At 56.6% G+C, this 24941-nt stretch carries 29 protein-coding genes; 10 read left to right on the top strand and 19 right to left on the bottom strand.

Going from position 1 to position 24941, the window contains the following annotated elements:
• Positions 1-5 precede the first annotated feature (5 nt).
• Positions 6-2468 carry a serine/threonine protein kinase gene (locus SCD_RS02165; protein WP_021035754.1) on the bottom strand — a complete coding sequence of 821 codons (2463 nt, stop codon included), beginning with the start codon at positions 2466-2468 and terminating at the stop codon, positions 6-8.
• Between the two features lie 186 nt (positions 2469-2654).
• On the opposite strand from SCD_RS02165, the gene SCD_RS02170 reads away from it, so the two are divergent.
• From SCD_RS02170 to SCD_RS02190, 5 genes are all read left to right on the top strand, one after another.
• The gene (locus SCD_RS02170; RefSeq protein ID WP_009206769.1) at positions 2655-3881 is read left to right on the top strand and encodes an NnrS family protein; all 1227 of its coding nucleotides are present in this window, start codon (positions 2655-2657) and stop codon (positions 3879-3881) included.
• A 176-nt stretch (positions 3882-4057) separates the two neighbouring features.
• The gene (locus SCD_RS02175) at positions 4058-4435 is read left to right on the top strand and encodes a hypothetical protein (protein WP_009206768.1); all 378 of its coding nucleotides are present in this window, start codon (positions 4058-4060) and stop codon (positions 4433-4435) included.
• A gap of 86 nt (positions 4436-4521) precedes the next feature.
• Positions 4522-5244 carry an AbiU2 domain-containing protein gene (locus tag SCD_RS02180; RefSeq protein ID WP_009206767.1) on the top strand — a complete coding sequence of 241 codons (723 nt, stop codon included), beginning with the start codon at positions 4522-4524 and terminating at the stop codon, positions 5242-5244.
• 248 nt (positions 5245-5492) lie between these two features.
• Entirely contained in the window at positions 5493-5726 is a 234-nt protein-coding gene (locus SCD_RS02185; RefSeq protein WP_009206766.1) for a ParD-like family protein, read from the top strand.
• Positions 5723-6001 (top strand): type II toxin-antitoxin system RelE/ParE family toxin, encoded by a 279-nt coding sequence (locus SCD_RS02190; RefSeq protein WP_009206765.1) that lies wholly within the window; start codon positions 5723-5725, stop codon positions 5999-6001. Before SCD_RS02185 ends, SCD_RS02190 begins: the two co-directional genes overlap by 4 nt.
• Positions 6002-6193: 192 nt before the next feature.
• Here the strand turns inward: SCD_RS02190 and SCD_RS02195 are convergent, their stop codons facing one another.
• The 9 genes from SCD_RS02195 to SCD_RS16515 all read right to left on the bottom strand — a co-directional run bounded on the left by SCD_RS02195 (position 6194) and on the right by SCD_RS16515 (position 11986).
• Positions 6194-6400: a SlyX family protein gene (locus SCD_RS02195; RefSeq protein ID WP_009206764.1), complete on the bottom strand. Its 207-nt coding sequence runs from the start codon at positions 6398-6400 to the stop codon at positions 6194-6196.
• A gap of 2 nt (positions 6401-6402) precedes the next feature.
• Positions 6403-6822: an Rrf2 family transcriptional regulator gene (locus SCD_RS02200; RefSeq protein WP_009206763.1), complete on the bottom strand. Its 420-nt coding sequence runs from the start codon at positions 6820-6822 to the stop codon at positions 6403-6405.
• A 15-nt stretch (positions 6823-6837) separates the two neighbouring features.
• Entirely contained in the window at positions 6838-8679 is a 1842-nt protein-coding gene (locus SCD_RS02205; protein ID WP_009206762.1) for a nitric oxide reductase activation protein NorD, read from the bottom strand.
• Positions 8680-8781: 102 nt separating this feature from the next.
• Positions 8782-9510 carry a hypothetical protein gene (locus tag SCD_RS02210; protein WP_009206761.1) on the bottom strand — a complete coding sequence of 243 codons (729 nt, stop codon included), beginning with the start codon at positions 9508-9510 and terminating at the stop codon, positions 8782-8784.
• Positions 9511-9542: 32 nt separating this feature from the next.
• A complete protein-coding gene (locus tag SCD_RS02215) occupies positions 9543-10046 on the bottom strand; it encodes a hypothetical protein (protein ID WP_009206760.1) in 504 nt (167 codons plus the stop codon).
• Positions 10047-10069: 23 nt separating this feature from the next.
• Positions 10070-11152, bottom strand: coding sequence for a hypothetical protein (locus tag SCD_RS02220; RefSeq protein WP_009206759.1), 1083 nt, complete (start codon positions 11150-11152; stop codon positions 10070-10072).
• Between the two features lie 13 nt (positions 11153-11165).
• On the bottom strand, positions 11166-11420 hold the full coding sequence (locus SCD_RS02225) for a DUF2249 domain-containing protein (protein WP_009206758.1): 255 nt from the start codon (positions 11418-11420) through the stop codon (positions 11166-11168).
• A gap of 27 nt (positions 11421-11447) precedes the next feature.
• Complete coding sequence (locus SCD_RS02230) at positions 11448-11750, bottom strand: metal-sulfur cluster assembly factor (RefSeq protein WP_009206757.1); 303 nt, start codon at positions 11748-11750, stop codon at positions 11448-11450.
• A gap of 95 nt (positions 11751-11845) precedes the next feature.
• Positions 11846-11986, bottom strand: a complete 141-nt coding sequence (locus tag SCD_RS16515) for a hypothetical protein (protein ID WP_009206756.1) — start codon at positions 11984-11986, stop codon at positions 11846-11848.
• Between the two features lie 201 nt (positions 11987-12187).
• On the opposite strand from SCD_RS16515, the gene SCD_RS02235 reads away from it, so the two are divergent.
• Positions 12188-13549 carry a sigma-54 interaction domain-containing protein gene (locus SCD_RS02235; protein ID WP_009206755.1) on the top strand — a complete coding sequence of 454 codons (1362 nt, stop codon included), beginning with the start codon at positions 12188-12190 and terminating at the stop codon, positions 13547-13549.
• A gap of 12 nt (positions 13550-13561) precedes the next feature.
• On the opposite strand, the gene SCD_RS02240 is transcribed toward SCD_RS02235, so the two are convergent.
• The 8 genes from SCD_RS02240 to SCD_RS02275 all read right to left on the bottom strand — a co-directional run bounded on the left by SCD_RS02240 (position 13562) and on the right by SCD_RS02275 (position 19200).
• Positions 13562-13978 (bottom strand): hemerythrin domain-containing protein, encoded by a 417-nt coding sequence (locus SCD_RS02240; protein ID WP_009206754.1) that lies wholly within the window; start codon positions 13976-13978, stop codon positions 13562-13564.
• Complete coding sequence (locus SCD_RS02245; RefSeq protein ID WP_009206753.1) at positions 13975-15009, bottom strand: 4Fe-4S binding protein; 1035 nt, start codon at positions 15007-15009, stop codon at positions 13975-13977. Before SCD_RS02245 ends, SCD_RS02240 begins: the two co-directional genes overlap by 4 nt.
• Entirely contained in the window at positions 15002-15400 is a 399-nt protein-coding gene (locus SCD_RS02250; protein ID WP_009206752.1) for a hypothetical protein, read from the bottom strand. Before SCD_RS02250 ends, SCD_RS02245 begins: the two co-directional genes overlap by 8 nt.
• Positions 15381-16163, bottom strand: a complete 783-nt coding sequence (locus tag SCD_RS02255) for a CbbQ/NirQ/NorQ/GpvN family protein (RefSeq protein WP_009206751.1) — start codon at positions 16161-16163, stop codon at positions 15381-15383. Before SCD_RS02255 ends, SCD_RS02250 begins: the two co-directional genes overlap by 20 nt.
• 44 nt (positions 16164-16207) lie before the next feature.
• A complete protein-coding gene (locus SCD_RS02260; protein WP_009206750.1) occupies positions 16208-16495 on the bottom strand; it encodes a cytochrome C oxidase subunit IV family protein in 288 nt (95 codons plus the stop codon).
• A gap of 7 nt (positions 16496-16502) precedes the next feature.
• Complete coding sequence (locus tag SCD_RS02265) at positions 16503-17093, bottom strand: cytochrome c oxidase subunit 3 family protein (protein ID WP_009206749.1); 591 nt, start codon at positions 17091-17093, stop codon at positions 16503-16505.
• Positions 17094-17346: 253 nt separating this feature from the next.
• Entirely contained in the window at positions 17347-18723 is a 1377-nt protein-coding gene (locus SCD_RS02270) for a cbb3-type cytochrome c oxidase subunit I (RefSeq protein ID WP_009206748.1), read from the bottom strand.
• A gap of 42 nt (positions 18724-18765) precedes the next feature.
• Entirely contained in the window at positions 18766-19200 is a 435-nt protein-coding gene (locus tag SCD_RS02275) for a c-type cytochrome (RefSeq protein ID WP_009206747.1), read from the bottom strand.
• Positions 19201-19591: 391 nt separating this feature from the next.
• Here SCD_RS02275 and SCD_RS02280 point away from each other — a divergent pair, with 391 nt between their 5' ends.
• Genes SCD_RS02280 through SCD_RS02295 form a run of 4 tightly spaced genes read left to right on the top strand, consistent with a single transcriptional unit; the run spans position 19592 to position 22528 of the window.
• Complete coding sequence (locus SCD_RS02280) at positions 19592-20032, top strand: hemerythrin domain-containing protein (protein ID WP_009206746.1); 441 nt, start codon at positions 19592-19594, stop codon at positions 20030-20032.
• Positions 20033-20046: 14 nt separating this feature from the next.
• A complete protein-coding gene (locus SCD_RS02285; protein ID WP_009206745.1) occupies positions 20047-20304 on the top strand; it encodes a DUF2249 domain-containing protein in 258 nt (85 codons plus the stop codon).
• Entirely contained in the window at positions 20301-21617 is a 1317-nt protein-coding gene (locus SCD_RS02290; protein ID WP_009206744.1) for a hypothetical protein, read from the top strand. The genes SCD_RS02285 and SCD_RS02290 overlap by 4 nt, the downstream gene beginning before the upstream one ends.
• Positions 21618-21625: 8 nt before the next feature.
• Positions 21626-22528 carry a TauD/TfdA family dioxygenase gene (locus SCD_RS02295; protein WP_009206743.1) on the top strand — a complete coding sequence of 301 codons (903 nt, stop codon included), beginning with the start codon at positions 21626-21628 and terminating at the stop codon, positions 22526-22528.
• A gap of 36 nt (positions 22529-22564) precedes the next feature.
• Here the strand turns inward: SCD_RS02295 and SCD_RS15545 are convergent, their stop codons facing one another.
• On the bottom strand, positions 22565-24886 hold the full coding sequence (locus SCD_RS15545; protein ID WP_009206742.1) for a bifunctional diguanylate cyclase/phosphodiesterase: 2322 nt from the start codon (positions 24884-24886) through the stop codon (positions 22565-22567).
• Positions 24887-24941 lie beyond the last annotated feature (55 nt).

Consider the following 24941-nt stretch of genomic DNA (forward strand, 5'->3'; position numbering starts at 1 on the left):
GGCCCCTATAGCGTCTGCTTGATGGCCAGCAAGGCCTGATTGCGCAGTGTCCTTAACAGGCTCAGCTCGTTTTCCGGCATATTGATGCCGCCTGCAGCCTCCTTGTCCGCATATATCAGCGCTACCGGTACGTTTTTGATATTCAGCGGAAACAGCACGAAGGTCTGGGCGGTAATAGTCTTGCGATACCAGTCCGGAATGCGATCCTTGATTTTCGGTTCGTTGATGTCGGAAATCAGGATGTCCACTCCCTTCGACAAGGCGGCGTGGAACACATCCGGAGTATAGCTGAGGGGGAACTTGAAGGTCTTGACGATCTGGTTGATATCCTCGCCGAAGCCGAAGCGCCCGACCATGGCGTTCTGCTTGGCATCCTTGATGCATAACAGCACGCGCTGAAAGTCCATGCTGCGGTACATGGTTTCCAGGATCATGCGCAGGAGGTCGTTGAGGGAGCAGCCATCCACTAGGGAATTGCTGATGTCCTGGATGCCGGCGGTGAGGATTGCCTGGGCATTGCCGGCATCCGGCTTGTTTCCCATGCCTTCCGGCAGCTTTCCCTGGGCAAGAGTGACTCCCTCGGTTGCGGTGATCGCCACCGTGTCCTGCATCTGCGCCTCTGCCTCGGTTAGCTCGGTACCTTCAGCAGCGTGTTCTGATGCTCCTGCGACCTCTACTTGATGGGTGTGCCCGGTCCAGTTGGCGGCTTGCTTGCCAATCCGGCTCTCTCTTACCCCCAGGCGCACCGTGCCGGCGAACTGAGTAATTTCATCGAGGGCTTTTTCCAGAGTCTGCTGTAACTGTTTTTCCTGGATCGGCATGCTGTCACCATAGCGCCCGGAGAGTTTTTTGATGGACTTCAGCCGGTCTTCGCTGGGCGTATGGGCAACGATAGCGCATAGCTCATTGGAGAAACTGGTGATGATGCGCAGCCTGTCCATGGCGGTTTTGGGACGGGGTATGGAGTCGGGCGGCAGCTTGCGCATGCTGTGCACGATCTGTTCCGGGAAGCCCCAGGTCTTGGCGATGCCGATGCCCAGGTCCTGGTAGGAAATGCCGAGCACCTGGGCGGAAGCAATATCTTCGTTGCATTCTTTCTGGGCCATGACCCTGTTTATGCTTTCGGCCTCTTCCTGGAAATAGAACATGGCCAGGAGGCGCCCCAGGTTATGGAACATCGAGCAGATAAAGGCTTCTTCAGGATCCTTGATGTCTTTGGAGGCGCCTTTGGCAATATCCTTGGCGATGAGCCCGCTGAACAGGGTCTGAATGAATTCTTCCTTCAGATGCGTCGCATGAGCCTTGTTCTGCATGTGTTCGAACAGGATCAGGGTGACGGCGATGTTGCGCACCGCGTCGAAGCCGAGAATAATCACGGCGCGCGAAATGGTGCTGATGGTGCCGCCGCCGTATGTGCTATAGAAGGCGGTATTGACCAGCCTCAGAATCTTGTTGGTGAGGGCGAAATCCTTCAGGATCGAGTTGGAAAGCTTGTTGATGCTTTCCCGGTCGGAAGAAACTACACGGTTGATGGAACTGACCGACTCCGACAGGGCCGGGAAGTCGCCCCGGTGGCGCATCCGCCGCAGCAGGAAATCCAGCGTGCTCTGTTTCGATTCGGCGGAGGGAGGCGCGGTTTCTTCGCCCGCCAGCATGAACGAGTGTAACGCGTCTCCCATTTCCTCGGCGCTGGCATAGCGGTCGAGAGGATTTTTTGCCAGTGCCTTGAGGATGATGTCGCCGAGCTTTTCGTCGATGGATATTTCGCCGCTCGGGGGGAGTTCGATCGGTTCGGAAGCGATGCGGTGCATGATCTGGTAAATATTGCTGCCCTGCACGGCTTTGTGCCCAACCACCATTTCGTAAAGGATCAGGCCGGCAGCGAAAATATCATTTTTTTCGCTAATTATCCGGCCGTCGATGTATTCCGGCGCCATATAGGCAGGCGTGCCTATCAGGACATCGTCGTGCTCGCCCGGTTTGTCGGAGATGCGTTCGGCGATGCCGAAATCCATCACCCGCGGGATGCCTTCCGGGCTGATCAGGATGTTGGAGGGCTTGAGGTCTCGATGGATGATGCCGTTCTGGTGGGCGTGGGCGACGGCATCGAGCACCGGGGCGATAATGCCGATGGCCTCGTTGGCGGATAGCGCCCCTTTTTCCCGCAGCAGATCGGACAGGGTCTTCCCCTCGACATACTCGAACACCAGATAAGGGTCGCCTTCGTATTCCCCGGCCTCAAAAATGGGTACGAGGTTAGGGTGGCGCATCTTGCTGACCGTGCGCGATTCCTGGATCAGCGCCTGAATCTCGTTCTGCTGATCCTTCTGTTTCGTGAAATGCAGGGTTTTTATCGCCACTTCGCGTTGCAGTTTGGGGTCGTACGCAAGATAAACCACACTCTGCGCGCCCTTGCCCAGAATCCGGGTCACTTCAAATCGGTCTATTTTTTGTAAGTCTTGATTCATACTGTTTTCAGGGGTACTCGCTATCTGGCTGCGCGGGAAAAGTTATGGGGAAATCGTTATACAACGCTATTCTGCAATAGATAGAGCGGATTGTCGCCTGGGGGCGCTTACTTTTGGTGAGTCAATCTCGGTCAGCCGGGCTGAACCGGAGTAAAATATCATTTTACGTTTGAATCAAGGCTGAATATGTCGCAAGTTAATTCCGTCTGGCGCACGTTCTCCGCCGCGCCCCATCGCATGATGTTCCTGGCGGGTGCGGTACAGGGGTTGGCTGTTATCGCCTGGTGGCTGACCGAGTTGATCGGTCGCTACACTTCCGCCTGGCTGTCGCCGGCCTGGACGATACCGGCGACCTGGGCGCACGGCTTCCTGATGATCTACTGCTTCTTCCCGTTTTTCATCTTCGGCTTCCTGATGACCGTCTATCCCAACTGGATGAACGGTACCAAGATACCGCCACGTCGCTATGTGCCGGCTTTCCTGTCGTTGGCGTGCGGCGTGCTGCTGTTCTACATTGGACTGCTGGCCGGAAAAGAGCTGCTGATCGTCGCGCTGGTGCTGATCCTCGCCGGCTGGGGTGTCGCTTTTTATGCGCTGCTGGACGTGCTGATCACCGCCCGTCACCCTGACAAACTGCACCCCAGAATTACCAGCGTCGCACTCGGCATGGGCTGGGTAGGCATCCTTGCCTTCCTGCTCTGGCTGGTGACCGGCAACGCCCTGTTCGTGGTGTTTTCTCTCAAGGCCGGAGTGTGGTTCTTGCTGCTGCCGATCTTCTTCACCATCTGTCACCGCATGATTCCGTTTTTTTCCAGCCGGGTGCTGGACAACTATCAAATAGTCCGGCCCACCGGCGCGCTCGGTGTGATGCTGGTGTGCAGTTATGGCCACGGCATGCTGGAAATTCTCGGCTGGAACGCCTGGTTGTGGCTGTTTGACCTGCCCCTGCTGGCGCAAACAATGCATTTGAGCTGGCACTGGCAACTGCGACGCAGCTTCGAAATCCGTTTGCTGGCAGTGCTGCATGTCGGTTTCGCCTGGACCTCGGTTGCGCTGGCGCTGTATGCCGTACAGAGCCTTGCTCTGCTGGCCGGCGTCAGCATGCTGGGTTTCGCGCCATTGCATGCCCTGACCATCGGCCTTTTCGGCTCGATGGTGCTGGGCATGGCCTCGCGCGTCACGCTGGGTCATTCCGGTGCGGAATTGGAAGCCGATAGCTCCACCTGGGCCTTGTTCTGGGGATTCCAACTCGCCGCGCTAGCTCGTATCGGTGGCGACCTGCCGCTGGCCGGGGCGGCGGCAGGTCATTTCTACCTGCTTGCCGCTACGGTCTGGCTTGCCTGTTTTGTACCCTGGTTCGTCAAATACGCGCCCAAGTATTGGCGGCCACGCTCGGATGGGCAGCCGGGGTAAGTCGAAAGCCAAAGCCCAATTGCGACGGCGGGTTGATCTTTCCGCTGTGCTGGAAAGGATGGGTGGCATTCGGGTGGTGCTTGCAGGAATGACAAATAAGTTATTGCCGTGTTTATACACCAACCCGATAGAATTATAGATATGTTATTGATGTCTACTTTACCTTAGGATTCAGCATGCCACTCACTCTCATTGCCTTTGATAATTCGTCGAGTCGATTTGCGGTGACGAAGGTTGGCGCTACCGTGCCAGACGGTCGGTTCTTCCTCGATTTCACGCGAAAACTTGAAGTTATCAGATGGTTCGGCATTAGAAATCGATATATCGGCCCAGCGGTCGATTTGCTCGTCCCTGTAATCCACGAAGCGGAGAAATTGGGGGGCTACGTGATCGGCGTCAATGTCGGTGATCCGTACTTTCAAGATCTTCGCAAACTCTGGGAGGCACGTTTTCCATCAAGTCTTGCAACGGTTCCTCAAGAAGCGGATGGTCTCAAAATCATTGCCGATTTCGCAACGCAGTTTCCAGAGGACTGCCAACCAGCAAATGCGTAATGGCCCCATGAGTCCTACCCTGCATTCGAGACGACCTGTGCGAAAAGCCATGCAGGCGCCTCAACTCCACCTTAGGCTGCAGAGAGATGCCCACACAGATCGAAAAGCTCGAAGGTCACACTAGCCACCTGCTCGATGCGTTCATCCGGTTGCGAGAAAGGTATGCACTTCTTGAGCCAATGCTGTTTGATCAACAAGTGCCAAAGCTTCGAGGCGCAGGGCGTCAAGCTCGGGGCTTCCTGACGCTCCGACATTCGTTGTTCTTGTCGTGCGCGCAGGACATCGCGAAGCTGTCGTTCGACAGTGACGAGAGAACTCCAAGCATCAAGAACCTGATGGCGGCGCTAGACGATTCCAGCCTTACGTCGTCATTGCGTGAGCGGTTCGCCGTGTGGCACTTGCCGTCGGTGGAGGAAGAGACCGATCCGGAGATCGTTGCTGTCCTTCGACGGATGAAGCTGCGAGAGCAGGATGAAAGGCGTACTCAGTTTGATGAAATCCTCGCGGCCGGAAGAACCACGTGGAATGAGCTGGCTACAAGCGGTCATATGAGCGGCTTCCTCACTATCCGCGACAAGATCACGGCACATACAGAGGTTCAGCATGTCGCCGACAAGTATCAGCCTGTAGACATCGGCAATCTCGGGATTAAGTGGGCTGATCTAAGACGCGCAATCGACGCGATGCAGAATTTGGTGGAGGCACTGGGCCTGTTGATCAGGAATGCCGGATTTGCCTGGGACATGCTTGACGAGCAGCTTTCGAGAGCCGGAAAAGACTTCTGGCTGCCTGCCGATGCTGCCACCTAACTTTTCGGTCGAGAGGGACCTCCGGCAACCCATCCTTCCACCGGACGCTACGTGATAAGGCCGCGCAGCACCGGTGAATTCGTAAATAGGGGACGTAGCCCGATTATCTAACCCTCTCCAGCCCTCAACTCTCCGAGGGTACGGCAAATCAAAACCCCGTCTCTCATCCAGGAGGCGGGGTTTTCTTTTGCAAATGGCAGAGCTATACTTATACCACAAATGTGGTAATACATATCGGAGGTATTGGAATGTCGGCAAGCACTTCAATTAGGATCAATCAGGAACTATATGAGCAAGCCAAGCAAGACGCGACGCTGGAGCATCGATCCATTGCAGGACAAATCGAGTTCTGGGCGCGGGTAGGCCGGGCTGCGCTGGATAACCCCGATCTGCCGGTCAGTTTCGTGGCAGAGTCTTTGGCTTCGATGGGCGAATCGCGTGACCAGTCCCAGCCGTTCGTGCCCCGGAGTCGTCGCGGATGACGTGGACAGTCCAGCAAACCCGGCGGTTTTCACGGCAATATAAAAAGCTGCATGACAATACCGCCGCCGATGTGGATTCCGCAGTCGATGAAGTCAGGCAAAACCCAGAAATCGGGGAGCGCAAGAAAGGTGATCTGGCCGCGTTGCGTGTCTTCAAGTTTCGCAGCGGAGGGCAATTGTATCTGCTGGGCTACACGCTAGATGAAGGTGTTCGCTTGATTTATCTGGAAGCCGTTGGGCCGCATGAAAACTTCTACCGGGACTTGAAGCGGTAGATGCAGCCGGGATGTAGGTTGGGTTGAGCGGCTTTATCGCGTAACCCAACAAACTGAACCTTCCTTCAAAATGTTGGTTTTGATGCTTGGGTTTGTCGCCTAGAGGCACCTACTTCTGGTGGGTTACGGCGCAAAAAGCTGCGCCTAACCCAACCTACATTTTGCGTGCCGACGTTTCGTGTTGACTGCCCACTAATAATGGGGAGGGGATTCGTTCGTTGTGCGCTGTTCAGCGGCACCGTCTGATAATTCCTTGACATGCTGGATCAGCGCATCGCAAATTGCCTCCAGGTGGTCGATTTTTTGTTGTTGCTGGCAGACCACCTGGTTTAATTCTTCTACCGTATTCTCTTGGTGGGTGAGCTTGATTTCGATATCGACTAGCCGGTCTTCGCTCATTTTTATTTCATGTCTTTCTGCTGTTCGCCGATCAGATCGGCCAGGGTATACAGATCCAGCGTCGCAAGAAAGCTTTGCAGGGCCTCGCTCATGGCGGTTTTCAGGCGGCAGGCGGGTGCCAGAACGCAGGCGTTGAAGTCGGGCTGGAAGCAGGCAACGATGTCCATGTTCTCTTCCATGCTGCGCACCACGTCGCCCACTACGATCTGCTTCGGCGGGCGCGCCAGTCTGATGCCGCCGCCTTTGCCTCGCAGGGTGTCGATATAGCCGTTTGCGCCGAGCTGGTGCACCACCTTCATCAAGTGGTTGCGCGAGATGTCGTGATAGGTGGCGATTTCGCCGATGGTGGCGAGCTTTTCCGGTCTCGTGCCGAGATAGATCAGTGTGCGCAGGGAATAGTCGGTGTAGCGGGTCAGGTGCATGGAGGGGTCGGCTAGTTAGCGGGTCAGCTGCGCATACAGCAGTGGCAGCTGTTTCGGCAGTTCCGATGGTTTCCTGATTACAACATATCCGCCGATGCCGAACAAGTGCGGCAGGTAGCTGCCGGCCTTTTCGTCGATCGTGACGCAGAATGGACGCAGCCCCATCTGCCGTGCTTCGAGCAGGGCGACGCGGGTGTCTTCGATGCCGTAGCGTCCTTCATACTGGTCAAGGTCGTTGGGTTTTCCGTCGGTGAGGATAAATAAAATCCTTTGCGTGGCCTGCTGCTTCGCCAAAAGCTGACTGGCGTGACGGATGGCGGCGCCCATGCGAGTGTAGTAGCCGGGCTTGATGGCCTGGATGCGACCGCGCACGCTGGCGTTGTATTTCTCGCCGAATTCCTTGATGACGTGAAAGCGCACGTTTTCGCGCTTCAACGAGGAAAACCCGTACAGGCTGAAGCGGTCGCCGGTGGCGGAGAGCGCCTCGGCGAACAGGTACAGGCTGTCGCGGACGACGTCGATGACACGGGCGGTATCGCTCACCCAGGCGTCAGTGGAGAGCGATAAATCGGCCAGCAGTAAACAGGCGAGGTCACGATCGCGGTAGTGGTGGGCGCGGTACAGGCCGCGCTCGGCGGCGTGGCCGGTGAGGCGGTCGGCGGTGAACTGGACGCAAGCGTCCAGGTCGGGCTCGGTGCCGTCGAACTGGCCCCTGACCCATACCCGCGCCGGGGTCAGCGCCTCGAACTGGCTGCGGATGCGGCGCGCGGTGGCTGCGAGGTGGTGTGGCAGGGCGCAGGGCGCCGCTTCGCGCGCGACCATCGGCTGCAGGCAACAGTGGTTGGGCTGCAGAATCTGCTTCTTGTAGTGCCACTCCGGTAGCAGAATGCCCTGCCCGAGCGGCATGTCGTCCTGTGCTGCGGAAGGCAGGTCGAGGTCGAACCTGAGGCGCGAGGCAACGCTCTTGCCGTCCTGCGCCACGCTCAGGTGGTTGAGGTCATCGGCGGCCGGGTCGGCAGCCGGGTCGTTGTTGTCTTCGGTCGGACGGTTGGCCTTGACGTATTCGGCCCAGCTGAAAATGCTTTCGGCGCGGAAGAACAGGATGAAGGGGTTCTTGTTGTCCGGCATGTCCACCCGTTCAGCCTGGCGGCGTTTGGTGTCATCGGTTTTTTTGCTCTTGCCGTCGCCTTCCTGCTGCGGCTCGCCGGATGGGGGAGCCTTGCCGCCGGCCTGGCTCGGTGATGTGCGCGGCGGGTTGGGGTGCAGCCACAGATGCACCGGATAGGGTGGCCGACTGGCGCGCGGCAGCTTGTCTATGCTGCCCGGGTTGGCCAGCGCGGCGCGGATGGCCTGTTCCATGGCCGCTTCGTCTTCCGGCAGCTTGGCCGGGTCGGGGCGCAATGCCAGCGTGGCATCGAGCAGGCGCTGGTAGCGCGAGCGCATGCCGGGGAAACGGTCGAATACTGTCAGGGTGGCCTGCTGGCTGCGTACCACCCAGGCGGTGTGACCGGGTTCGTCCACAGCCGCCAGTGCAATCAGCCACAGGTAGAGATCACGGTTGAGGCTGCGCTGTGGCAGGATGTCGAGTGCTGAGGGCAGGCGCAAGGTGTTTTCGTCAAGCCAGGTCAGTTCGGTTCTTGCGCCGCTGCCGGCAATGCGTTGCTTCAGACTGCGGCGTGCACCGTGTTCGGTCGCGCTGGCGGCGCTGACGCTGAGACCGCTATCGCCGCCGAGCGCGCGGAAGAAGATGCCGGCGGCCTTGCCGATGCTTGTGAGGGTCACCGCTTCCTGCGGATAGCGCTTCTCCGCTGCGCCGGTGATGAGCTTGTGCCAGAGAGCGCCGACTGTTTCTTCCATGTCCGATTGCTGAGTGAGGGTAAATGCGGTAGTTTACGCCGTTTTTTTTGGGCAGCCTTGCTCTGCATCAAGAAGCCGGGCACACCTTCCATGTAGCCTTACTCAACCACGCAAGCGGCAGTTTCGCTCCAGTTCGACGAAATGGGGCAGTAGCTCAGAATGCGCCTGGACATGAAAAACATAGCGAGGAACGTTCCGTTCGGTGGACTGGGCCATGAATGGCTCACCCCAGAAACTCAGCAGGGCTTCGGTTGCGCCGTCGGGTTGGGTGTCGGCAAGGATAAAAGACAAGTTCTTGCTGAGATTGCACCAATGAGGTTCCCGCACCTTGCTGCCACCACTACAGGCAGTGATCTTCGGTAGAATCTCCGTTTGCCATAGTTCTTTTTGGCTTTCATCGAGGACGAAATGGATGGAAGTTACTTGAGAGTTCTCGATTGCGGGGCGCAGAAGTATATCGAAAAGCATCTGCGTTCGGTACATTGACAGGCAGACATTGAACAATATCGCCTCCCCGTGCATGCCACGTGCGAACTGCTCGCTCACTGTACGCAGTTGGCGTGGACCGATCAACACTACGTCCGGAATGGTCAGGGATGATTTGATCTTCGCTGACATTCTCTGGATCTGTTCCACTTGCCCGGCGGTACGCTCATTGTTGCGCTCGTGGCGCATGAAGCTGATGAACAGGAGCGCCATCAGGGCGAGCACGATGGGGAGGATGATGTGCTCGTCCACAATGTGCAGCAGATGCAGTATGATTGCCGCCACCGCCGCCAGCACTCCGGCAATAGCGTCCCAGTCATAGCTTAAAAATCGATTTCCTTTCATTCTGTTTTCGTCCTCGATGTAGATATGAGCGTTTACTTCGATCGGGAGAATGTCACTCCATGCCAGCCGGGATGGTCAAAATAGGTTTCATAATTATCCAGGGCGTGGGCGATATTTTCCGCGCCTTTCCGTACTTCGTTGCCTTTCCCCCCCCCCTTCATGGCATCCGCGCCGGCGATGATGTCGGCCAGTATGAGATGGAGCATGGCATCCGCGTCAGGACTCAGTTTGCAGTTTAGCACCATGAATGCAATCTGATCATTGGTCTTCTGTGCCAGCGTCCGGTACTGTTCCATTGTGGCCTTGCCGGCCTGGATCACCGGGAGTTCCGCTGCCAGTGCGTCGCGGATGCGGCTCATACCCTGGCGCAGATTGTCGTCGGTGGCCCATTTCTGGCCATTGTTGAGGGTGAGCTGTGCCGGCCCGGCCGTGCCGTGGGAATGATCGTGATTCTGGGCCAGGACTGGCTGTGCGCCTGCGCTCAGCAGTGCGGCGGCGGTCAGGGTTGCGGCAATTATTTTCCATTGGGTAAACATGTTTATCTCCTTGATAGTCAGATTTAATTCCGGTTTGTCCGGAAGCCGCGGATCACACTGCTGACGGTGCTAAAAATGAACAGTACCAGCGCAACTGCGTTCAACAATCCGCCGAGGCTGCGCAAATCGGGCAGCGCCAGTCTATCGCCGGCAAGGCGCACCAGCAGCGATGCATGCAGCGCCAGCAGCGGCAGATAGAAAGTCCAGTGATAGGGCATCCTGACCCGGACCACGGCGGGAAATATCACCGGTGCGTGGCCAAATACCATCGAGAACACGAAACCAATCAGGATGGCGTGCAGCACCGCATCATAGGCCACCCCGGCCAAGCTGCCGGCAGCGAGCAGCGTAATGCTGCCGATGGCAAGCCAGGCGTAGCCGGAGAGCAGGCAGACGGCGATGAAGCGGGTTAACCCCCGTTCCTTTACCGTGCGTCGCGCGATGTCCTGGCGTAGCAGCCATAAAGCCAGTCCGAGCAGTCCGGTACCATACAGGATGATGCCGGTGTCGGTTCCGCTGAGAAAACCGCCCGCCAGGAGCATTGCAAGAATGGCCGCAAAAATTCGTTTGGCAACTGGCGAGGGGGGCAGGAAGCGGGACAGTTCCAGTCGCTCACCGGCGATGGTCAGTACCAGGAAGTTGATCCATAGCGTCACCACCCCCGACACCGGGGTGCTGGCCAGCCACAGCAGGTTGCCGGCCAGCCAGCTAAGAGCGCCCAGAGCCATGGTGAGCATGAACAGTTCACGCTGGCGCAGCATGATCAGGGTGGTCCCGGTGAATAGCACGGCACTGCCCAGCGCTATGGCCGTCGCCCCTATGGAAGGCGGAAAGCCGAGCAGGATGGCAATGCCGCCCAGCCCGGTTAGCAGCGGCCCGGCATAGGCCCAGCGGCGCCCCATGGCGACTGCCCGCTCCAGCCCGATGACGGTGCCGAGAAAGCCCGACACCATCAGCGGCCCATGCAGCAAGGCCAGTTGTGCCGAGGGAAGCGGCACGCTCCAGCCCAGCCGCGCCAAGCCGGCCAGCACACCCGATACCAGGGAGGCGAATCCCAGAATCAGGAGCGGCAGTCGGAACGGAACGCCCAGGTTGCCGGGTCGCATGGTTTTTCTCGGCTCAGGAACAGCAGGCCGCGACGCGGCCGATACGCACTCGCCATACATCGGGGCCTTCTTCCAGATATTCCCAACTGAACTCGCCGCCATGCTCGGCCTGGAATTGATAGTAAAGCGGTTTTGGGTCGTGGTCGTTGATCAGGAGCAGGGCTTCGTCCTGAGCCAGGCTGGAGAAGGTGCCGAAAATCAGTGGATGGCGGTCGCGCGGCGCAATGGTGCGGACGTCGACGGTGGTTTTGGTGGATGTGGTCGTCATGATAAATCTCCTGTGGTTTGAGGGGGGCTAACTCCAGCCTAAATGTTTGCGTGCGTGCTCACTCATCTTGTCCGGACTCCATGGTGGATCCCAGACTAGCTCGATGTCGATTTCTACGTCAGTTGGTGCCAGCGCTGCCAGCATTTCATGGACATCATCGAGTATCATTTCTCCCATCGGGCAGGCCGGCGTGGTCATGGTTAGATCGACATGCAGCCTGTTATCCGAAATTTCCACGTCGTACACCAGGCCCAGATCGATGATATTCATCCCGACTTCCGGGTCGATAACGCTACGCAGAACAGTTCGAACTTCTTTCTCGGTGAGCATGTTGTTTCCTGCTGGCTTTGAGGTTAAGAGCTACCGCTACCTATCTCCGGGGGAAGGAGGGATCAGTAGCTTAACTCGATGCTTCCGGGCATGGATTAGTTAACGTAAGCCGAACAACCCGGGGTGTTGAAGCTCCAGTCGGAACAGGACAAGCCATCGTTATAGGCGGACTTGGCAGAGGGGGCGGCGAGGCCGACAAATGCCACGGTTAAGGTCCGTGCAAATTTGCTTTTCATGATGATTCCCTTTCTGGTTTTAAAAAATCGTGTTTACCTGATGTATCGTAAACCGCAGTGACCTAATAGCCAGAACCGTGCCATGAATTGCATCATGCTGTTTTTATGTGTTATTTGTGATTTGTGCTAAGAATAAAATGTTGCAATCGTTCACAATAAACATGTAAAGTAACGTTTATTGTGAACAACAGGATGTTAATTATGATGACGATCCCCATGCTGAAGTTGTTTCTGGACAGCCTGGAAGAAGGCGTGCTGTTTTTGGATAAGAACCGGAAGGTGGTGGCGGTTAACCGGGCAGCAACGCAGATGATCGGGCACGAAGATGCGAACCTGGTTAGTCTGCTATGCCCCAGCATCTTCAAGGGGACAGAGTGCGCACAGGCTTGCGAAAAACGGGGGAGCTGCGCGCTGACCCCCGATTGGAAGGCAGGCGATATTACTCAGAATATCGTGCTGCCGCGGCCGGATAATACTTCTGTATTTCTGCGCATGTGGGCCATATTGCTCCCGCCAGCGGAAAACCTGCCATTGTATTGCGCGATTATTTTACGCGACCGCTCGCACGAGGTGGAACTGGAGCAGGAAGTGACAGAACGCCTGCAGCTTGGCAGCATGGTGGGCCACAGCCCCGCGATGCAGAAACTGTATACGCAAATAATGCGGGCAGCCCCGAGCAATGCCAGCGTGCTGCTGACAGGCGAGAGCGGAACAGGAAAAGAATTGGTCGCCAAGGCGCTGCATGACAATTCGGACCGTTGCAAAGGGCCTTATGTTCCGGTGCACTGTGCCTCGCTACCAGAAAATCTCCTCGAATCAGAACTCTTTGGCTATGCCAAGGGGGCTTTTACTGGCGCGACATTGGCAAAAATTGGTCGTTTCGAAGCCGCAGAAGGTGGAACCTTGCTACTGGACGAAATCGGCGAAATTTCGCTGGGCACTCAAGTGAAATTGTTGCGCGTATTGCAGGAACGGGAGGTGGTGCGATTGGGCGAAAATCATGCCCGTCCGGTCAATGTCCGCGTCATCGCGGCTACGCACCGAAATCTGACCACAATGGTTGAGCGCGGGGAATTTCGCGAAGACCTCTATTACCGATTGCGCGTCCTCCCTTTGCATGTCCCGGCTCTGCGTGACCGCAAAGAAGACATTGCCATGCTCGCCAACAAGCTGCTTAATGATCTGGGAAACAGGTACAAGCGGGATAACATGAGGCTTGCCCATGAAACGTTGCTTGCCCTGGAAGCCTACGATTGGCCCGGAAACATCAGGCAGCTGTTCAATGCGCTTGAATATGCGGTAGTGAATGCGGATGGTCCGAACATCCTGCTGTCGCACCTTCCGCCTGAAGTTCAATCGGTACCTCAATCTTCACCGGTCGCAAGATCACCTGAACCAATGCTGGTGCGCCAATATTACCGCCCTCCTCAGCAGGCTGAAAACGAAATGGAAGTCATTGCCCGTGTGCTTGCCGAAACAGGGGGAAACAAGGCCGAAGCCGCACGCAGATTGGGTATGTCACGTACAAGCTTATGGAAGCGGCTTAAGCAGAACCACGGCTGAGTCTCCCCGTTTTCAGTCTGCGCCCAGGGCAGCCATGAGCAGCTCATTTGGCACCACCTGTTCGGTGGTCGGAAACAGTTCCTGCTCCTCAAAGCGGACGTGGTCGGACAGTGTCTTGCCAAACTCTCCCAGGCAGAGCGTATCGCGGCCACACAACGCCTTCGCCATGGCGCGCAGTCGTGCATGGTCATCCAGGGTGCGGCGAACCAGTTCGTCCTGGCCGGCGTCCCGCAACAGTGGGAGCAGGGCTTCCTCCTCCTGATGAAAGTGCGGCTCCAGATCGGTGTTGAATTGACGTGCTACCCGTTCACAGGCGGCGTGGATTTTTTCAGCGCTGCCGGAATTTGCTGCGCGCGTGCATGCCAGCGCCAGGACCAGTGCACCATGATGTTCGCGGGAGAGAGGTTGCAGGGCGGAGTGACGTTTCATGAGGTCCTCTTCAACGAGATATCATTATTCGATATTTCACCGCGTAACGAGGCGATCGTTTTGATGTCCGGCCCCTGGCTTGACCCGAAACAGTGCGCAGGAATGTTCTCATGATGGCCGAAATCACGCGTCGATTTGTCCAGTGCGCATTCCTGGTTCACCCATTTCAGTAGTGTGCCCCTGGGGTTGCCGGCCTGTACCTGGGAACAGGCGTTGGCGCACTGGCCGCACTGGGTGCAGGTGAACATGTGGCGCTTGGTCGAGCGGGGCTTGATGCGCATCGGGCAGACGTTATCGCAGGCGGCGTTACAGTTGATACAGGATTCGGCGCGCTTGCGGTCGAAACCAATCACCATTGCCTTGCGGTTGCCCATCCAGGCCAGCGACTGGAACAGGCCGACGGCGCAGCCGAAGCGGCAGAACAGGTGGCGCGCAAACATGAACTCGATGAAAAACAGCAGCGTGCCGACGCCGATGAAGCGTGCCTGGTTGCCAGTCAGTTCGCCGTGCCACAGGTTGCCGTAAATCTCGACCGGCGGCAGTAGATAGGTAAGCAGCGCCACCGCCCAAGTGAAGGCGAAAGCCAGCGCCAGCGGTACCACCACCAGCCAGTAAAGGGGGTTGGCCCTGGTGATGCTGCCGTTAGCATTGCGTTCCGGCAGGGGGTGCTTGTCCCAGATGCTCTGCTTGCCGATGGCGCGGCGCAGTACGCTGTTAATGGTTTCCACCACCGAGAAATGCGGGCACAGCCAGCCGCAGTAGAGACGGCCGTATTTCCACGAAATCCAGATGCCAGTGCCGATCACGCCAAGGATCGGCAGGCCGCCACGCAGGATGATATTGAGCGCGGCCTCGCCGGCACTGATTTTCTGGGTGAGGAGATCATCTAGCCCTAGCGTCCAATTGTAGCCTAGGAAGAAGAAGTGCTTAACGTTGAGGTCGAAGCGGAACAGATTGAAGACCGGTGCCAGCATGAACAGAATGAAGAATCCGGCCTGGAACCAGAGTCTCTTTTGCTGAGTATTAGTCACAAGGCCTTCCTACCAGCGGATAGATATACTTCTGCCCAGCCATCGCCTTGGCCAGGCCGAGCACGCCGAGCAGCACCAGGGTGGAGTGGCAGGTGGTGAAATAGATGATCACGATGACCCAGGTCTTTGGCGCGGCATAACCGCCGAGCAGGATGATGGTGATGTTGGCAATCACCAGCAGTACGCCGGCCCAGACACTGGCGGAAATCGTCTGACGCAGGTGGCAAAGGGCGAGCGTCGGCATATTGGCACTGCGCTTGAAATACAGCCAGAGCAGGATGAGGAAAGCCAGTCCCGGCGCAATCAGCAGGTTGCTCAGATACAGGACTTCTGTCCAGATCGCGAGGGACTGGCCGGGGATTTCCTGTTCGCTATCTTCCGAAACTGGCATGGACAATCTCCATCAATGCATCGGCGGTTTCTACATCGTCAGTCAGGGTTTCCACCATCGCTGCTCGGCACGCATCCACCGGGTCGAAGCCGCTGCCGATCAGGGTCGCGGCATAGACCAGCAGGCGCGTGCTGGCAGCCTCCTCCAGATCGTGCTCCTTGAGCGCGCGCAGGGCGTTGGCGAGGTTGACCAGACGCTTCGCCAGCATCGCATCGGCGCCGGTTTCACCGATCAGAATTTCCTGCTCCAGCGCACTTTCTGGAAAGTCGAAGCGCAGGGAAACGAAGCGCTGGCGCGTGCTCGGCTTCATCCCTTTCAGAAAGTTCTGGTAGCCGGGGTTGTACGACACCACCAGCATGAACTCCGGCGGCGCTTGCAAAATTTCTCCGGTGCGCTCGATCGGCAGGATGCGCCTATCGTCGGAAAGAGGGTGCAGGACGACTGTCGTGTCTTTGCGTGCCTCCACCACCTCGTCCAGATAACAGATTCCTCCTTCGCGCACTGCTCGTGACAACGGGCCATCGCTCCAGTAAGTTCGGCCGTCACCAATCAGATGGCGTCCGACCAGGTCGGCGGCTGTCAGGTCATCATGGCAGGCTACGGTGTATAGCGGCCGGTTGAGTTTGGCTGCCATGTGCGCGACGAAGCGCGTTTTGCCGCAGCCGGTCGGCCCCTTTATCAGCAATGGCAGCTGGTTGCTGTAAGCGTGTTCGAACAATTCGATTTCATTGCTGTGCGGTTTGTAGAATGGCACGTTACTCATGAGGGTACTTTCACTTCGACAGAGGGTGGGCGTGTTGGTTGCAGTTATTTGAGTCCGGTCAGGTAGGCGATGGCGATGCCGCCGCCGACTATCAGCAGCCAGGATGCCATGATGGCGCGCCACAGCAGGCTGGTTCTGCGCAGGCCCATGAAGAAGCCGGCGACCATTTCGCCCTTGATGAAGGTGATGATCAGCACCAGCATCACGATTTGCGTGCCACCCAGTTCCATCCTGCCGATACTGTAGGTGATGCTGGTCAGCGCCAGCAGCCCGAGCCAGACGCGGGTGCAGGGACGGATGAACTGGCTGCGTTGGTTTTCGATGTTGTTCATGAGTGCCTTAACGAATGACGTAAACCAGGGGGAATAGGATGATCCACAGAAGATCCACCATGTGCCAGTAGGAAGCACCGGTCTCGACGCCGGTGTGGTGCTCTGCGCTGTAGCCGCCGCGCCGCGCCTTGAGCATCACCGCAGCCAGAATCACCATGCCGAGGATAACGTGCATGAAGTGGAAGATGGTGAGCGATAGGTAGAACATGTAGAAGGTATTGGTGCTGAGCGAGATACCGGCGGAAAATTTGGCGTGAAACTCGAACAGCTTGATGACCAGAAACACGCCGCCGAGGCCGATAGCGCCGGCCAGCCAGTGGGCGCACTGGCGCGACAACCCTTCGCGGATGGCGGCAACGGCACGCACCACGAAATAGCTGCTGGTGATCAGGACCACGGTATTGACGGCGCCGGATTCGCGATTGAGGTGCTGCTGCGATTCATTGAATAGCTCGACGTTGTGGGCACGGGCAAAGGCGTAAGCAAGAAAAAATATGCCGAATGCCAGCAGTTCGGCAAATATGAAAAACCAGATTGCCAGATCGCCAGGCGGGGTGCCGGCCTTGTGGTTATCCAGGGTAGGGGTTTGAGTAGACATTGATGTTTAATTCCGATTCCGAATAAAAATGATTACTGTACCGGCTTTGTCCTGGGCTTCTCGGTATACAGTACGTACTGTATGGTTGCCTTAGTTCTTGCCGTCTTGTTTTCCTGTTTATTCGGAATTGGACTAACCGGTGTGGTGCAGAACGCGACATTCTAGCGCTTGCCGTCCCGGGATAATAGCCTATCAAAACAGTATGGTATTTGAAGTTAAAAAAGGGAGGGGCGAACCCCTCCCTTTTCAGACTTTAAGCGGCTTCCTTGCTTTCGCCTCCAACAAAGAAACTGATGATGTAGAGAACCAGGCCGGTCAGGAAGACCAGTCCAGTGAACTCACGCATCCAGTAGAACAGCGTGATCTGATCCTGCGCCGCCATGAAACCAAGCGGTGAGGTGGACACGCGTTGCAGCCACACTTGCAGGATGCCGGCTGCGGTCAGGAACAGGGTGATGAACACGATAGAGACGGTCATCAGCCAGAACGACCACATTTCCAGTACCTGGGACTTTTCGCTGTTGGCAGCACGTCCGCGCATCATCGGCATGGCGTAGGAGATGATGGTCAGAACTACCATCACATACGCGCCGTAGAATGCCATGTGGCCGTGGGCAGCAGTGATCTGGGTGCCGTGAGTGTAGAAGTTCACGGGAGCCAGGGTGTGCAGGAAGCCCCACACGCCGGCACCGAGGAACGACATCACGCCAGTGCCCAGGGCCCAAAGCGTGGCAGCCTTGTTGGGATGCTCGCGACGGCGACGATTTACCATGTTGAACGCAAACACGGTCATCATGAAGAAAGGAATCGGTTCCAGTGCGGAGAACACCGAGCCAAACCATTGCCAGTACTCAGGCGTACCGATCCAGAAGTAGTGGTGGCCCATGCCGACGATGCCGGTGATCAGGGTCATGGCAATGATCAGGTACAGCCACTTCTCGATGATTTCGCGGTCAACACCCGTCACCTTGATCAGGACGAAAGCCAGCAACGCGCCGAGGATCAGTTCCCACACGCCTTCCACCCAGAGATGCACGGTCCACCACCAGAAGTACTTGTCCAGCACCAGATTAGAGGGGTTGTAGAAGGAGAACAGGAAGAACACCGCCAAGCCCCACAAGCCCATCAGCAGAACGATACTGATCGAGGTCTTGCGGCCTTTCAGCACGGTCATGGTGATGTTGAAGAGCATTGCCAGCGCCACGACCACGATACCCAACTTAGTGGGTAGTGGCTGTTCCAGGAACTCGCGCCCCATCGTCGGCCACAAGTCGTTGAAGGTGTACTTGGCCAGAGCGGCGTAAGGAACCATCAGATAACCGACGATGGTTGCCGCACCGGCGACCAAGAAAATCCAGAACATGAGCAGTGCCAGCTTGGGGCTGAACAACTCGCGTTCCGATTCTTCCGGGATGATGTAGTAGGCCGCACCCATGAAGCCGAACAGCAGCCACACGATCAGCAAGTTGGTATGCACCATGCGGGCAACGTTGAAGGGAATGGCCGGGAACAGGAAGTCTCCCATTACGTATTGCAGGCCCATGATCAGGCCGAACAGAATCTGTCCGACGAATAGGCCAATGGCAGCGATGAAGTAGGGCTTCGCTACCGCTTGAGATTGATATTGCATAAGTTTTCCTCCTAAGCCTTTAAGAAATCAGGGTGGCCAAAATTAACCTTCGATGTTCGGCGGCCATTTGGCGGTGTTGATTTCACCGGTCCACTTAAGGAATGCCACCATGTCATCCAGTTCCTGATCGGTCAGGTTGAATTGGGGCATCTGGCGACGGTTGCCTGGTGTGCCTTCGGCGGGGCGGCTCTTGATCCAGGCCTTGATGAATTCACCGCCACCACGCCGTGCGTAGACATTACCGAGCTCTGGCGCGTAGTAGGCGCCTTCACCGAGTAGTGTGTGACAACCGATGCAGTTGTTCTTTTCCCATACCAATTTGCCGCGCTCCACTGCGGGTGTGATGTTTTCCCGGTGGTCTCGCTTCGGCAGAACCTGCATGGTGTCAAAAGTCAGGGCGACGAGGAGCAGGAAAAAAAATGTTGATCCCCCGAAAAAAATGTTTCGCGCCATTGACTTGGTAAATGCTTGGCTCATGTTTACCTCCTAAAGTTAATCTTAATCCAAGAAACCTTCTTTTCGCTTCTTATTCAACTAAATGGAGCAACCGTTTTTTGCATACCCCTATCAGACCGGGGACCGGTTTGCTCTGTTACCCTGCTTGGAACAAAGATGGCTCTTCTATCCTTTACGATGCAGGCTGCAATTTAGTGGATACGGGAGAAACCAACCTTGATTTAGGTCAAGGATTCTGAGAAGCGCTTAAACAAGAATAAGAGCACTTCCTGTCGCGGGTTTTCATCCTGATAGAAGTGGATGTTTATTCGGCGGCGAGCATGAGATTTTATATCAAATAATCATCGGATTTTACTGGTCCGGTCTGATTTTTAATTTTCTTCAGCATTTAATTGGGTACGCAGGATTATATATGGACACCATCAGCAGTTATATGACCAGCGATCATCATCGCTGCGATGAATTATTCTCGCAGGCGGAAGCAGCTGCTTCCGGCAAGGATTGGAGTACGATCGCTACCGGTTTGCAGAGCTTTCTTGATTCCATGCACCATCATTTCAAGATGGAGGAAGAGGTGCTGTTTCCCGCTTTCGAGGAGCACACCGGCATGAACATGGGGCCGACCCAGGTGATGCGGATGGAGCATATCCAGATGCGCGAATTATTCGATGCCATGTCCGATGCGGTGAAGCAACAGGACCGGGACGAATTTCTGGGTCAGGCTGAAACGCTGCTGGTGATGATGCAGCAGCACAACATGAAGGAAGAGCAGATGCTCTATCTCATGGCCGACCGGGCACTGGCAGGTGAAATGGAAGTGGTGCTGCAACAGATGCGTGCTGTGGGCGCGTAGCGGGAAAAACGGCGATGAGTCAGGAGCGCGTGCTGGATGTCCGCGGGCTGGAGCCGCCCGAGCCGCTGGAAAGGGTGCTGGACGCTGTTGCAACGCTGCAGCCAGGCGAACGTGTGCGCATGATCCATCACCGCGAACCCTGTTTGCTCTACCCGCTGCTGTCGAAACGGGGGTTTAACCATCTGGCCGAAGCCAAGTCGGAAGATCATCACGAGATTCTGATCTGGCGCAAGGGGGATGCGGCTGCTGCGCCCTATGGCCTGCAGGAATGAAGCTGGAAGCCAGTCTCTCCTTCAGCCAGGCGCCGCCGATCCTGGTGCCGTTCCGCTTTTTTCTGAGCGCGCCGCTGTTCGGCCTGTTGGCCGCCCTGCTTGCTTTGTGGTACGGGCCTTCCCTGATGGAGAGCCGCTGGCAGCCGGCAGTGCTGGCGTTGACACACATGATGACGCTTGGTTTTCTCGGCATGGCAATGGTGGGTGCCATGATGCAGATGCTGCCGGTAGTGGCCGGTTCGCCGGTTGCTCATCCGGTGGGCGTGGCGCGCACCGTCCATGTTTTGCTGGTACCGGGCGTGTTGCTACTGGCAGGTGGTTTTCTCTTCGGCGTGAATTGGCCGATGCGCATCGCAATGGTTCTGCTGGGCAGCGGATTTACGGTGTTTGCCGTTGCCGTAGGTCTGAGTCTGAAGCGGGCATCTGCAGCCAACCCGACTGTGGTTGGGATGCGTTATGCGGTCGGCGCGCTGGTGGTCACTGTTTCCCTCGGCCTGACTTTGGCCAGTAATTACGGCTGGGATTGGTGGCTGATCGAAAGGGTGCGACTGACCAATCTTCATTTGACCTGGGGCTTGCTGGGGTGGGTCGGGCTGCTGGTGGCAGGCGTTTCCTACCAGGTGGTGCCGATGTTTCAGCTTACTCCTTCCTACCCCAAGTTGCTGACGCGTTGGCTGACGACGGCGCTATTTGTGCTTTTGCTGCTGTTGTCGGTTGCTTACTGGTTGCCTGTGAGGGCACAGGATAAGGTGATGTTGGCGGCGGGCTTGGCAGTCGCCAGTATTTTCACGGTGTTTGCGATTGTTACTCTGCGCCTCCAGTTGCGGCGACGCCGCAAGCAGTCCGATGTAACGCTGCTGTTCTGGCGCTTCGGCATGTCGTGTCTGCTGCTTGCTTTGGTATTGGGCGTTGCCGGGCAGGTCATGCCTGTATTGGATGGAATGCAAGGCGATAACATCGCGCTGGCGTTCCTGTTTATCGCCGGTTTTGCAGTGTCGGTGGTGAATGGCATGCTCTACAAGATCGTGCCGTTTCTAATCTGGTTTCACCTGCAAAGTCTGCTGATGGGCGTAGTGAGGGTGCCGAACATGAAGCTGATTATGCCGGAAGTGGGAATGCGCCGGCAGATGTGGCTGCATTTCGCGGCTGTGCCTGCGCTCGCCTTGTCCGTGATCTGGCCGCCGCTGATATATCCGGCAGCGTTGCTGTTCGGCGCTTCCATGGTATTGCTGGAGGTTAATCTGCTGAACGCTTTCCGGATTTACCAACAGAACGCCAAACTTGCACCTAAGGGTGATTCGTCATCAACTTGAGAGGTATCATGCAGAGCCCATTTGTACTCGAAAATGAAAGTGCTTATCAGGCATGGCGCAGTCGTAAGCTGGAAGCCTACCCTACCCATCTGGGGCAGATTCTGGTCGAAATCAATGACCCGCGCAGCCTGACCCAGGCTGAACATCAGGCGATTCTGCAGGTCTGTCAGAAAACCAATATGGTGGTCTATGCCAGCAAGACCGGCTCCGACCCGGATAAGGACATTCCCCGCCTGCTCGGCAAGCGGTATGGACTGGAGCGGCTGAATTGCAACATGCTCGCCGACGATGATGGACTGACTTCGCTCAGGGTGGTGGAGGGCGGGCAGCACCATGATTTCATCCCCTATTCCAACAAGCCGATCAAGTGGCATACCGATGGCTACTACAATACGCCGGAGCACCAGATATGGGGCTTGCAGCTGCATTGCGTACAGAGCTCGGCGGAAGGTGGCGAAAATGCCTTGCTGGATCATGAGATCGCCTACCTTTTGATGCGCGACGAGAACCCCGGCTTTATCCGTGCCCTGATGCAGTCCGATGCCATGACTATCCCGGCTCGGGTCGAAGAGGATGGCGTGGCCAGGCCGGATGCGGTTGGCCCAGTGTTTTCCGTCCATCCGGAAAGCGGCGACCTGCACATGCGTTACACCGCGCGCACTCGCAGCATCGTGTGGAAGCAGGACGATTTGACCCTGGCGGCGGTCGCCTTTCTGGAAAAACTTCTCGTCAGCGACTTGCCGTTTATTTACCGTGGCCGCCTGGAATCAGGGATGGGGCTGGTCAGCAACAATGTGTTGCACGACCGCGCCGGTTTCAATGACACGCCGGACAAGAAGCGCCTGCTCTACCGCGCGCGCTACTATGACCGGATTGCCGGTACCGGAGTGAGCGAAGTTTACGGTTTATAGGAGAACCGAACGGCAAGGAATACGAAGGTTAAGCGATTATCTCCGAGTGAAAAGACGGTAAGTGTTGCGCCCGTCCTGCTTTGCCTGATACATCGCCGCGTCGGCCTGCCTTCTCAGCTCATTCATGTCACGGCTGTCATCCGGGTAAAGGCTGATGCCGATGCTGAAGCTGATATTGACCTCCTGGCCATCGAACTGGTAGGGCTGCCGTACTGCTGTGAGCAGTTTCTCTGCCACCAAGACCGCATCATCTGCATTTTCGAGATCTGGAAGCAGGATGATGAATTCATCTCCGCCCTGTCGGCTCACCGTGTCTCCCTCGCGCACGTTCTGAATGAGCCGTTTTGCCACGGCTTGCAACAACTGGTCGCCAATATTGTGGCCGAGTGAGTCATTGATATTCTTGAAATGATCAAGGTCGATGAACATCAATGCCAGGCGCTCCTGCCTTCGTCCGGCATGTGCGACGGCCTGCTTTAACCGGTCCTGAAACAGCATGCGGTTGGGCAGGCGGGTAAGCCCATCGTGCTCCGCAAGAAAGCGGATACGTGCTTCGGCAGCCTTGCGTTCGGTGATATCGGAAAAAGAGCCGATGTAATTGACTACCTGGCCCGCATCATTCTTGATGGTGCTGACCGTGAGCCATTTGGGATAGATTTCTCCATCTTTTCGCCGGTCCCATATTTCACCGCTCCACTGGCCGGACTCGAGAAGAGTTGCCCACATCAGCTTATAGAATTCTTTGTTTTGCTGTCCTGAACTGAGAATTTTTGGATCGGCGCCGATGACTTCCTGTTCCGAATATCCGGTGATGGTGGTGAAGGCCCGGTTGACCGAAATAATACAGTTATCCTGGTCGGTGACCAGGATACCTTCACCGCTGTTTTCAAATACCTGGGCAGCAAGACGCAGTTGGTCTTCGGTGCGCTTGCGCTCGGTAATGTCATCGCAAATCACAAGCAGGTGGGATGGGTTGCCTTCGGCGTCGAACAACGGCAGTTTTTGGGTGTGGAGGTAAATGGTGGCAATGCCGGAAGTACTGGCTTCGATGGGAACGTCCACAATTTGCCCTTCCCGCATGGCTTGCTCGTCACAGGCTTGGTAAAACTCGGCCTGTTCCCGCGGCCAGTTGTCATAGGCGTTTCGCCCCAGCACACGCTCCCGCGGCAAGCTGAAAATAGATTCCGATGCCTTGTTCCAGCGGATAACGCGGAATTCGTCCTTGGGGTCTTTGACGAAGACCGAAATGGGGATATTTTCCACAATGTTGTCCAGCAGGGTTTCATTTTCCTTCAGGGCCTGCATGGCTTGCTGCATTCTGTCTAGCGCATTGGCGCGTGCTGTCACCATCGTGCGGGCGGCAATCAGTGCCCATGTCAGTGCGGCCAGCAGCAGGCTGACCATAACGCCAAATAAGAGTAGCGTATGTGGCCGCTGATGATCCAGGGCGGCATCGAAGGCGGGCAGAGAGGAAAACAGCAGCGTCCAGGTTCGACCCCCGATGGTGGCATTTTTGCGGGTATTGAAACTGCTTTTATAACTGTTTGCCTGGTCGCTGTCGTAAAGCTGGTTTTCCGGAGAGAGTTCGGTGCCGTCAAAAATATGCATGTCGATCGTGGGTTGGCCTGTGCCAAGAATGCCTGCCATCAGGTCGGCCATGCGGAAAGTCGCAACAATGTAGCCAGTAAGGGCGGCGCGGCGTTGTTCTGTGGTCGCAGTGGGTTGGCCATGCCGGTAAATGGGATAGGCCATGATAAAACCGGGTTGTGGCTTCAGCTTTCCATCCTGCAGCAATAGCGTGATTTTTGCGCTGGCAGTTGCTTGCCCCGTGTCGCGTGCGGTTTCCAGGGCGGCACGGCGCTTCGATTCTGCATAGGCATCATATCCGAATGCCTTGAGATTCATTTCCGCAAAAGGCTCGGTGAATACCAGGGGGGAGTATTCGGGACGTTGCCCGGCAGGATGAATGGCATAGCTGGGAAAGCCTTCCGCACGCACGGTATTTTCGTGTGATGCCTTGTCTTTTCTGCTGACAAGTTGGTGGTAGCCCAACGTCTGCAGGCCAGGGTAGTTGGTGTTCAGATTAAGTTTCTGGACGTAGACGCGCCATTCTTCCCGATCGACTGAGACGGATGCATCAAACAGGCCAGCTCCGCCACGCATCACCTGTATGTAGGTTTCCATGCGCTTTTCAATTGCAGTTTTGACTTCGTCCGCGCGGATTTGAAAAATCTTCTGTGCGCTAGCGATTTCGTCCTGTTTGGCCTGGTGCCAGCCCCAGAAGGTCAAAGACAGAGAAAAAAGAAGAACCAGCAAGACCACCAGCAAATCTTTAGGTGCCAGGACGGTCTCCTTCATGCCGGGATGCGAGAATAATTCACCCGTATTCTGGAGGGTCGATGAGGTAGGGGGT

Origin of the sequence: Sulfuricella denitrificans skB26 (assembly GCF_000297055.2) — a bacterium.
GTDB lineage: Bacteria > Pseudomonadota > Gammaproteobacteria > Burkholderiales > Sulfuricellaceae > Sulfuricella > Sulfuricella denitrificans.

Excerpts from the sequence above, each read along its gene's own strand:
- SCD_RS02230 (WP_009206757.1), bottom strand. The coding sequence starts at position 11,750 with ATGCTCACCGAGAAAGAAGTTCGAACTGTTCTGCGTAGCGTTATCGAC.
- SCD_RS02205 (WP_009206762.1), bottom strand. The coding sequence starts at position 8,679 with ATGGAAGAAACAGTCGGCGCTCTCTGGCACAAGCTCATCACCGGCGCA.
- SCD_RS02265 (WP_009206749.1), bottom strand. The coding sequence starts at position 17,093 with ATGTCTACTCAAACCCCTACCCTGGATAACCACAAGGCCGGCACCCCG.
- SCD_RS02285 (WP_009206745.1), top strand. The coding sequence starts at position 20,047 with ATGAGTCAGGAGCGCGTGCTGGATGTCCGCGGGCTGGAGCCGCCCGAG.
- SCD_RS02180 (WP_009206767.1), top strand. The coding sequence starts at position 4,522 with ATGCCCACACAGATCGAAAAGCTCGAAGGTCACACTAGCCACCTGCTC.
- SCD_RS02190 (WP_009206765.1), top strand. The coding sequence starts at position 5,723 with ATGACGTGGACAGTCCAGCAAACCCGGCGGTTTTCACGGCAATATAAA.
- SCD_RS02170 (WP_009206769.1), top strand. The coding sequence starts at position 2,655 with ATGTCGCAAGTTAATTCCGTCTGGCGCACGTTCTCCGCCGCGCCCCAT.
- SCD_RS02290 (WP_009206744.1), top strand. The coding sequence starts at position 20,301 with ATGAAGCTGGAAGCCAGTCTCTCCTTCAGCCAGGCGCCGCCGATCCTG.
- SCD_RS15545 (WP_009206742.1), bottom strand. The coding sequence starts at position 24,886 with ATGAAGGAGACCGTCCTGGCACCTAAAGATTTGCTGGTGGTCTTGCTG.
- SCD_RS02255 (WP_009206751.1), bottom strand. The coding sequence starts at position 16,163 with ATGAGTAACGTGCCATTCTACAAACCGCACAGCAATGAAATCGAATTG.
- SCD_RS02210 (WP_009206761.1), bottom strand. The coding sequence starts at position 9,510 with ATGAAAGGAAATCGATTTTTAAGCTATGACTGGGACGCTATTGCCGGA.
- SCD_RS02260 (WP_009206750.1), bottom strand. The coding sequence starts at position 16,495 with ATGAACAACATCGAAAACCAACGCAGCCAGTTCATCCGTCCCTGCACC.
- SCD_RS02195 (WP_009206764.1), bottom strand. The coding sequence starts at position 6,400 with ATGAGCGAAGACCGGCTAGTCGATATCGAAATCAAGCTCACCCACCAA.
- SCD_RS02215 (WP_009206760.1), bottom strand. The coding sequence starts at position 10,046 with ATGTTTACCCAATGGAAAATAATTGCCGCAACCCTGACCGCCGCCGCA.
- SCD_RS02185 (WP_009206766.1), top strand. The coding sequence starts at position 5,493 with ATGTCGGCAAGCACTTCAATTAGGATCAATCAGGAACTATATGAGCAA.
- SCD_RS02165 (WP_021035754.1), bottom strand. The coding sequence starts at position 2,468 with ATGAATCAAGACTTACAAAAAATAGACCGATTTGAAGTGACCCGGATT.
- SCD_RS16515 (WP_009206756.1), bottom strand. The coding sequence starts at position 11,986 with ATGAAAAGCAAATTTGCACGGACCTTAACCGTGGCATTTGTCGGCCTC.
- SCD_RS02250 (WP_009206752.1), bottom strand. The coding sequence starts at position 15,400 with ATGCCAGTTTCGGAAGATAGCGAACAGGAAATCCCCGGCCAGTCCCTC.
- SCD_RS02275 (WP_009206747.1), bottom strand. The coding sequence starts at position 19,200 with ATGAGCCAAGCATTTACCAAGTCAATGGCGCGAAACATTTTTTTCGGG.
- SCD_RS02200 (WP_009206763.1), bottom strand. The coding sequence starts at position 6,822 with ATGCACCTGACCCGCTACACCGACTATTCCCTGCGCACACTGATCTAT.
- SCD_RS02240 (WP_009206754.1), bottom strand. The coding sequence starts at position 13,978 with ATGAAACGTCACTCCGCCCTGCAACCTCTCTCCCGCGAACATCATGGT.
- SCD_RS02220 (WP_009206759.1), bottom strand. The coding sequence starts at position 11,152 with ATGCGACCCGGCAACCTGGGCGTTCCGTTCCGACTGCCGCTCCTGATT.
- SCD_RS02235 (WP_009206755.1), top strand. The coding sequence starts at position 12,188 with ATGATGACGATCCCCATGCTGAAGTTGTTTCTGGACAGCCTGGAAGAA.
- SCD_RS02175 (WP_009206768.1), top strand. The coding sequence starts at position 4,058 with ATGCCACTCACTCTCATTGCCTTTGATAATTCGTCGAGTCGATTTGCG.
- SCD_RS02270 (WP_009206748.1), bottom strand. The coding sequence starts at position 18,723 with ATGCAATATCAATCTCAAGCGGTAGCGAAGCCCTACTTCATCGCTGCC.
- SCD_RS02280 (WP_009206746.1), top strand. The coding sequence starts at position 19,592 with ATGGACACCATCAGCAGTTATATGACCAGCGATCATCATCGCTGCGAT.
- SCD_RS02295 (WP_009206743.1), top strand. The coding sequence starts at position 21,626 with ATGCAGAGCCCATTTGTACTCGAAAATGAAAGTGCTTATCAGGCATGG.
- SCD_RS02225 (WP_009206758.1), bottom strand. The coding sequence starts at position 11,420 with ATGACGACCACATCCACCAAAACCACCGTCGACGTCCGCACCATTGCG.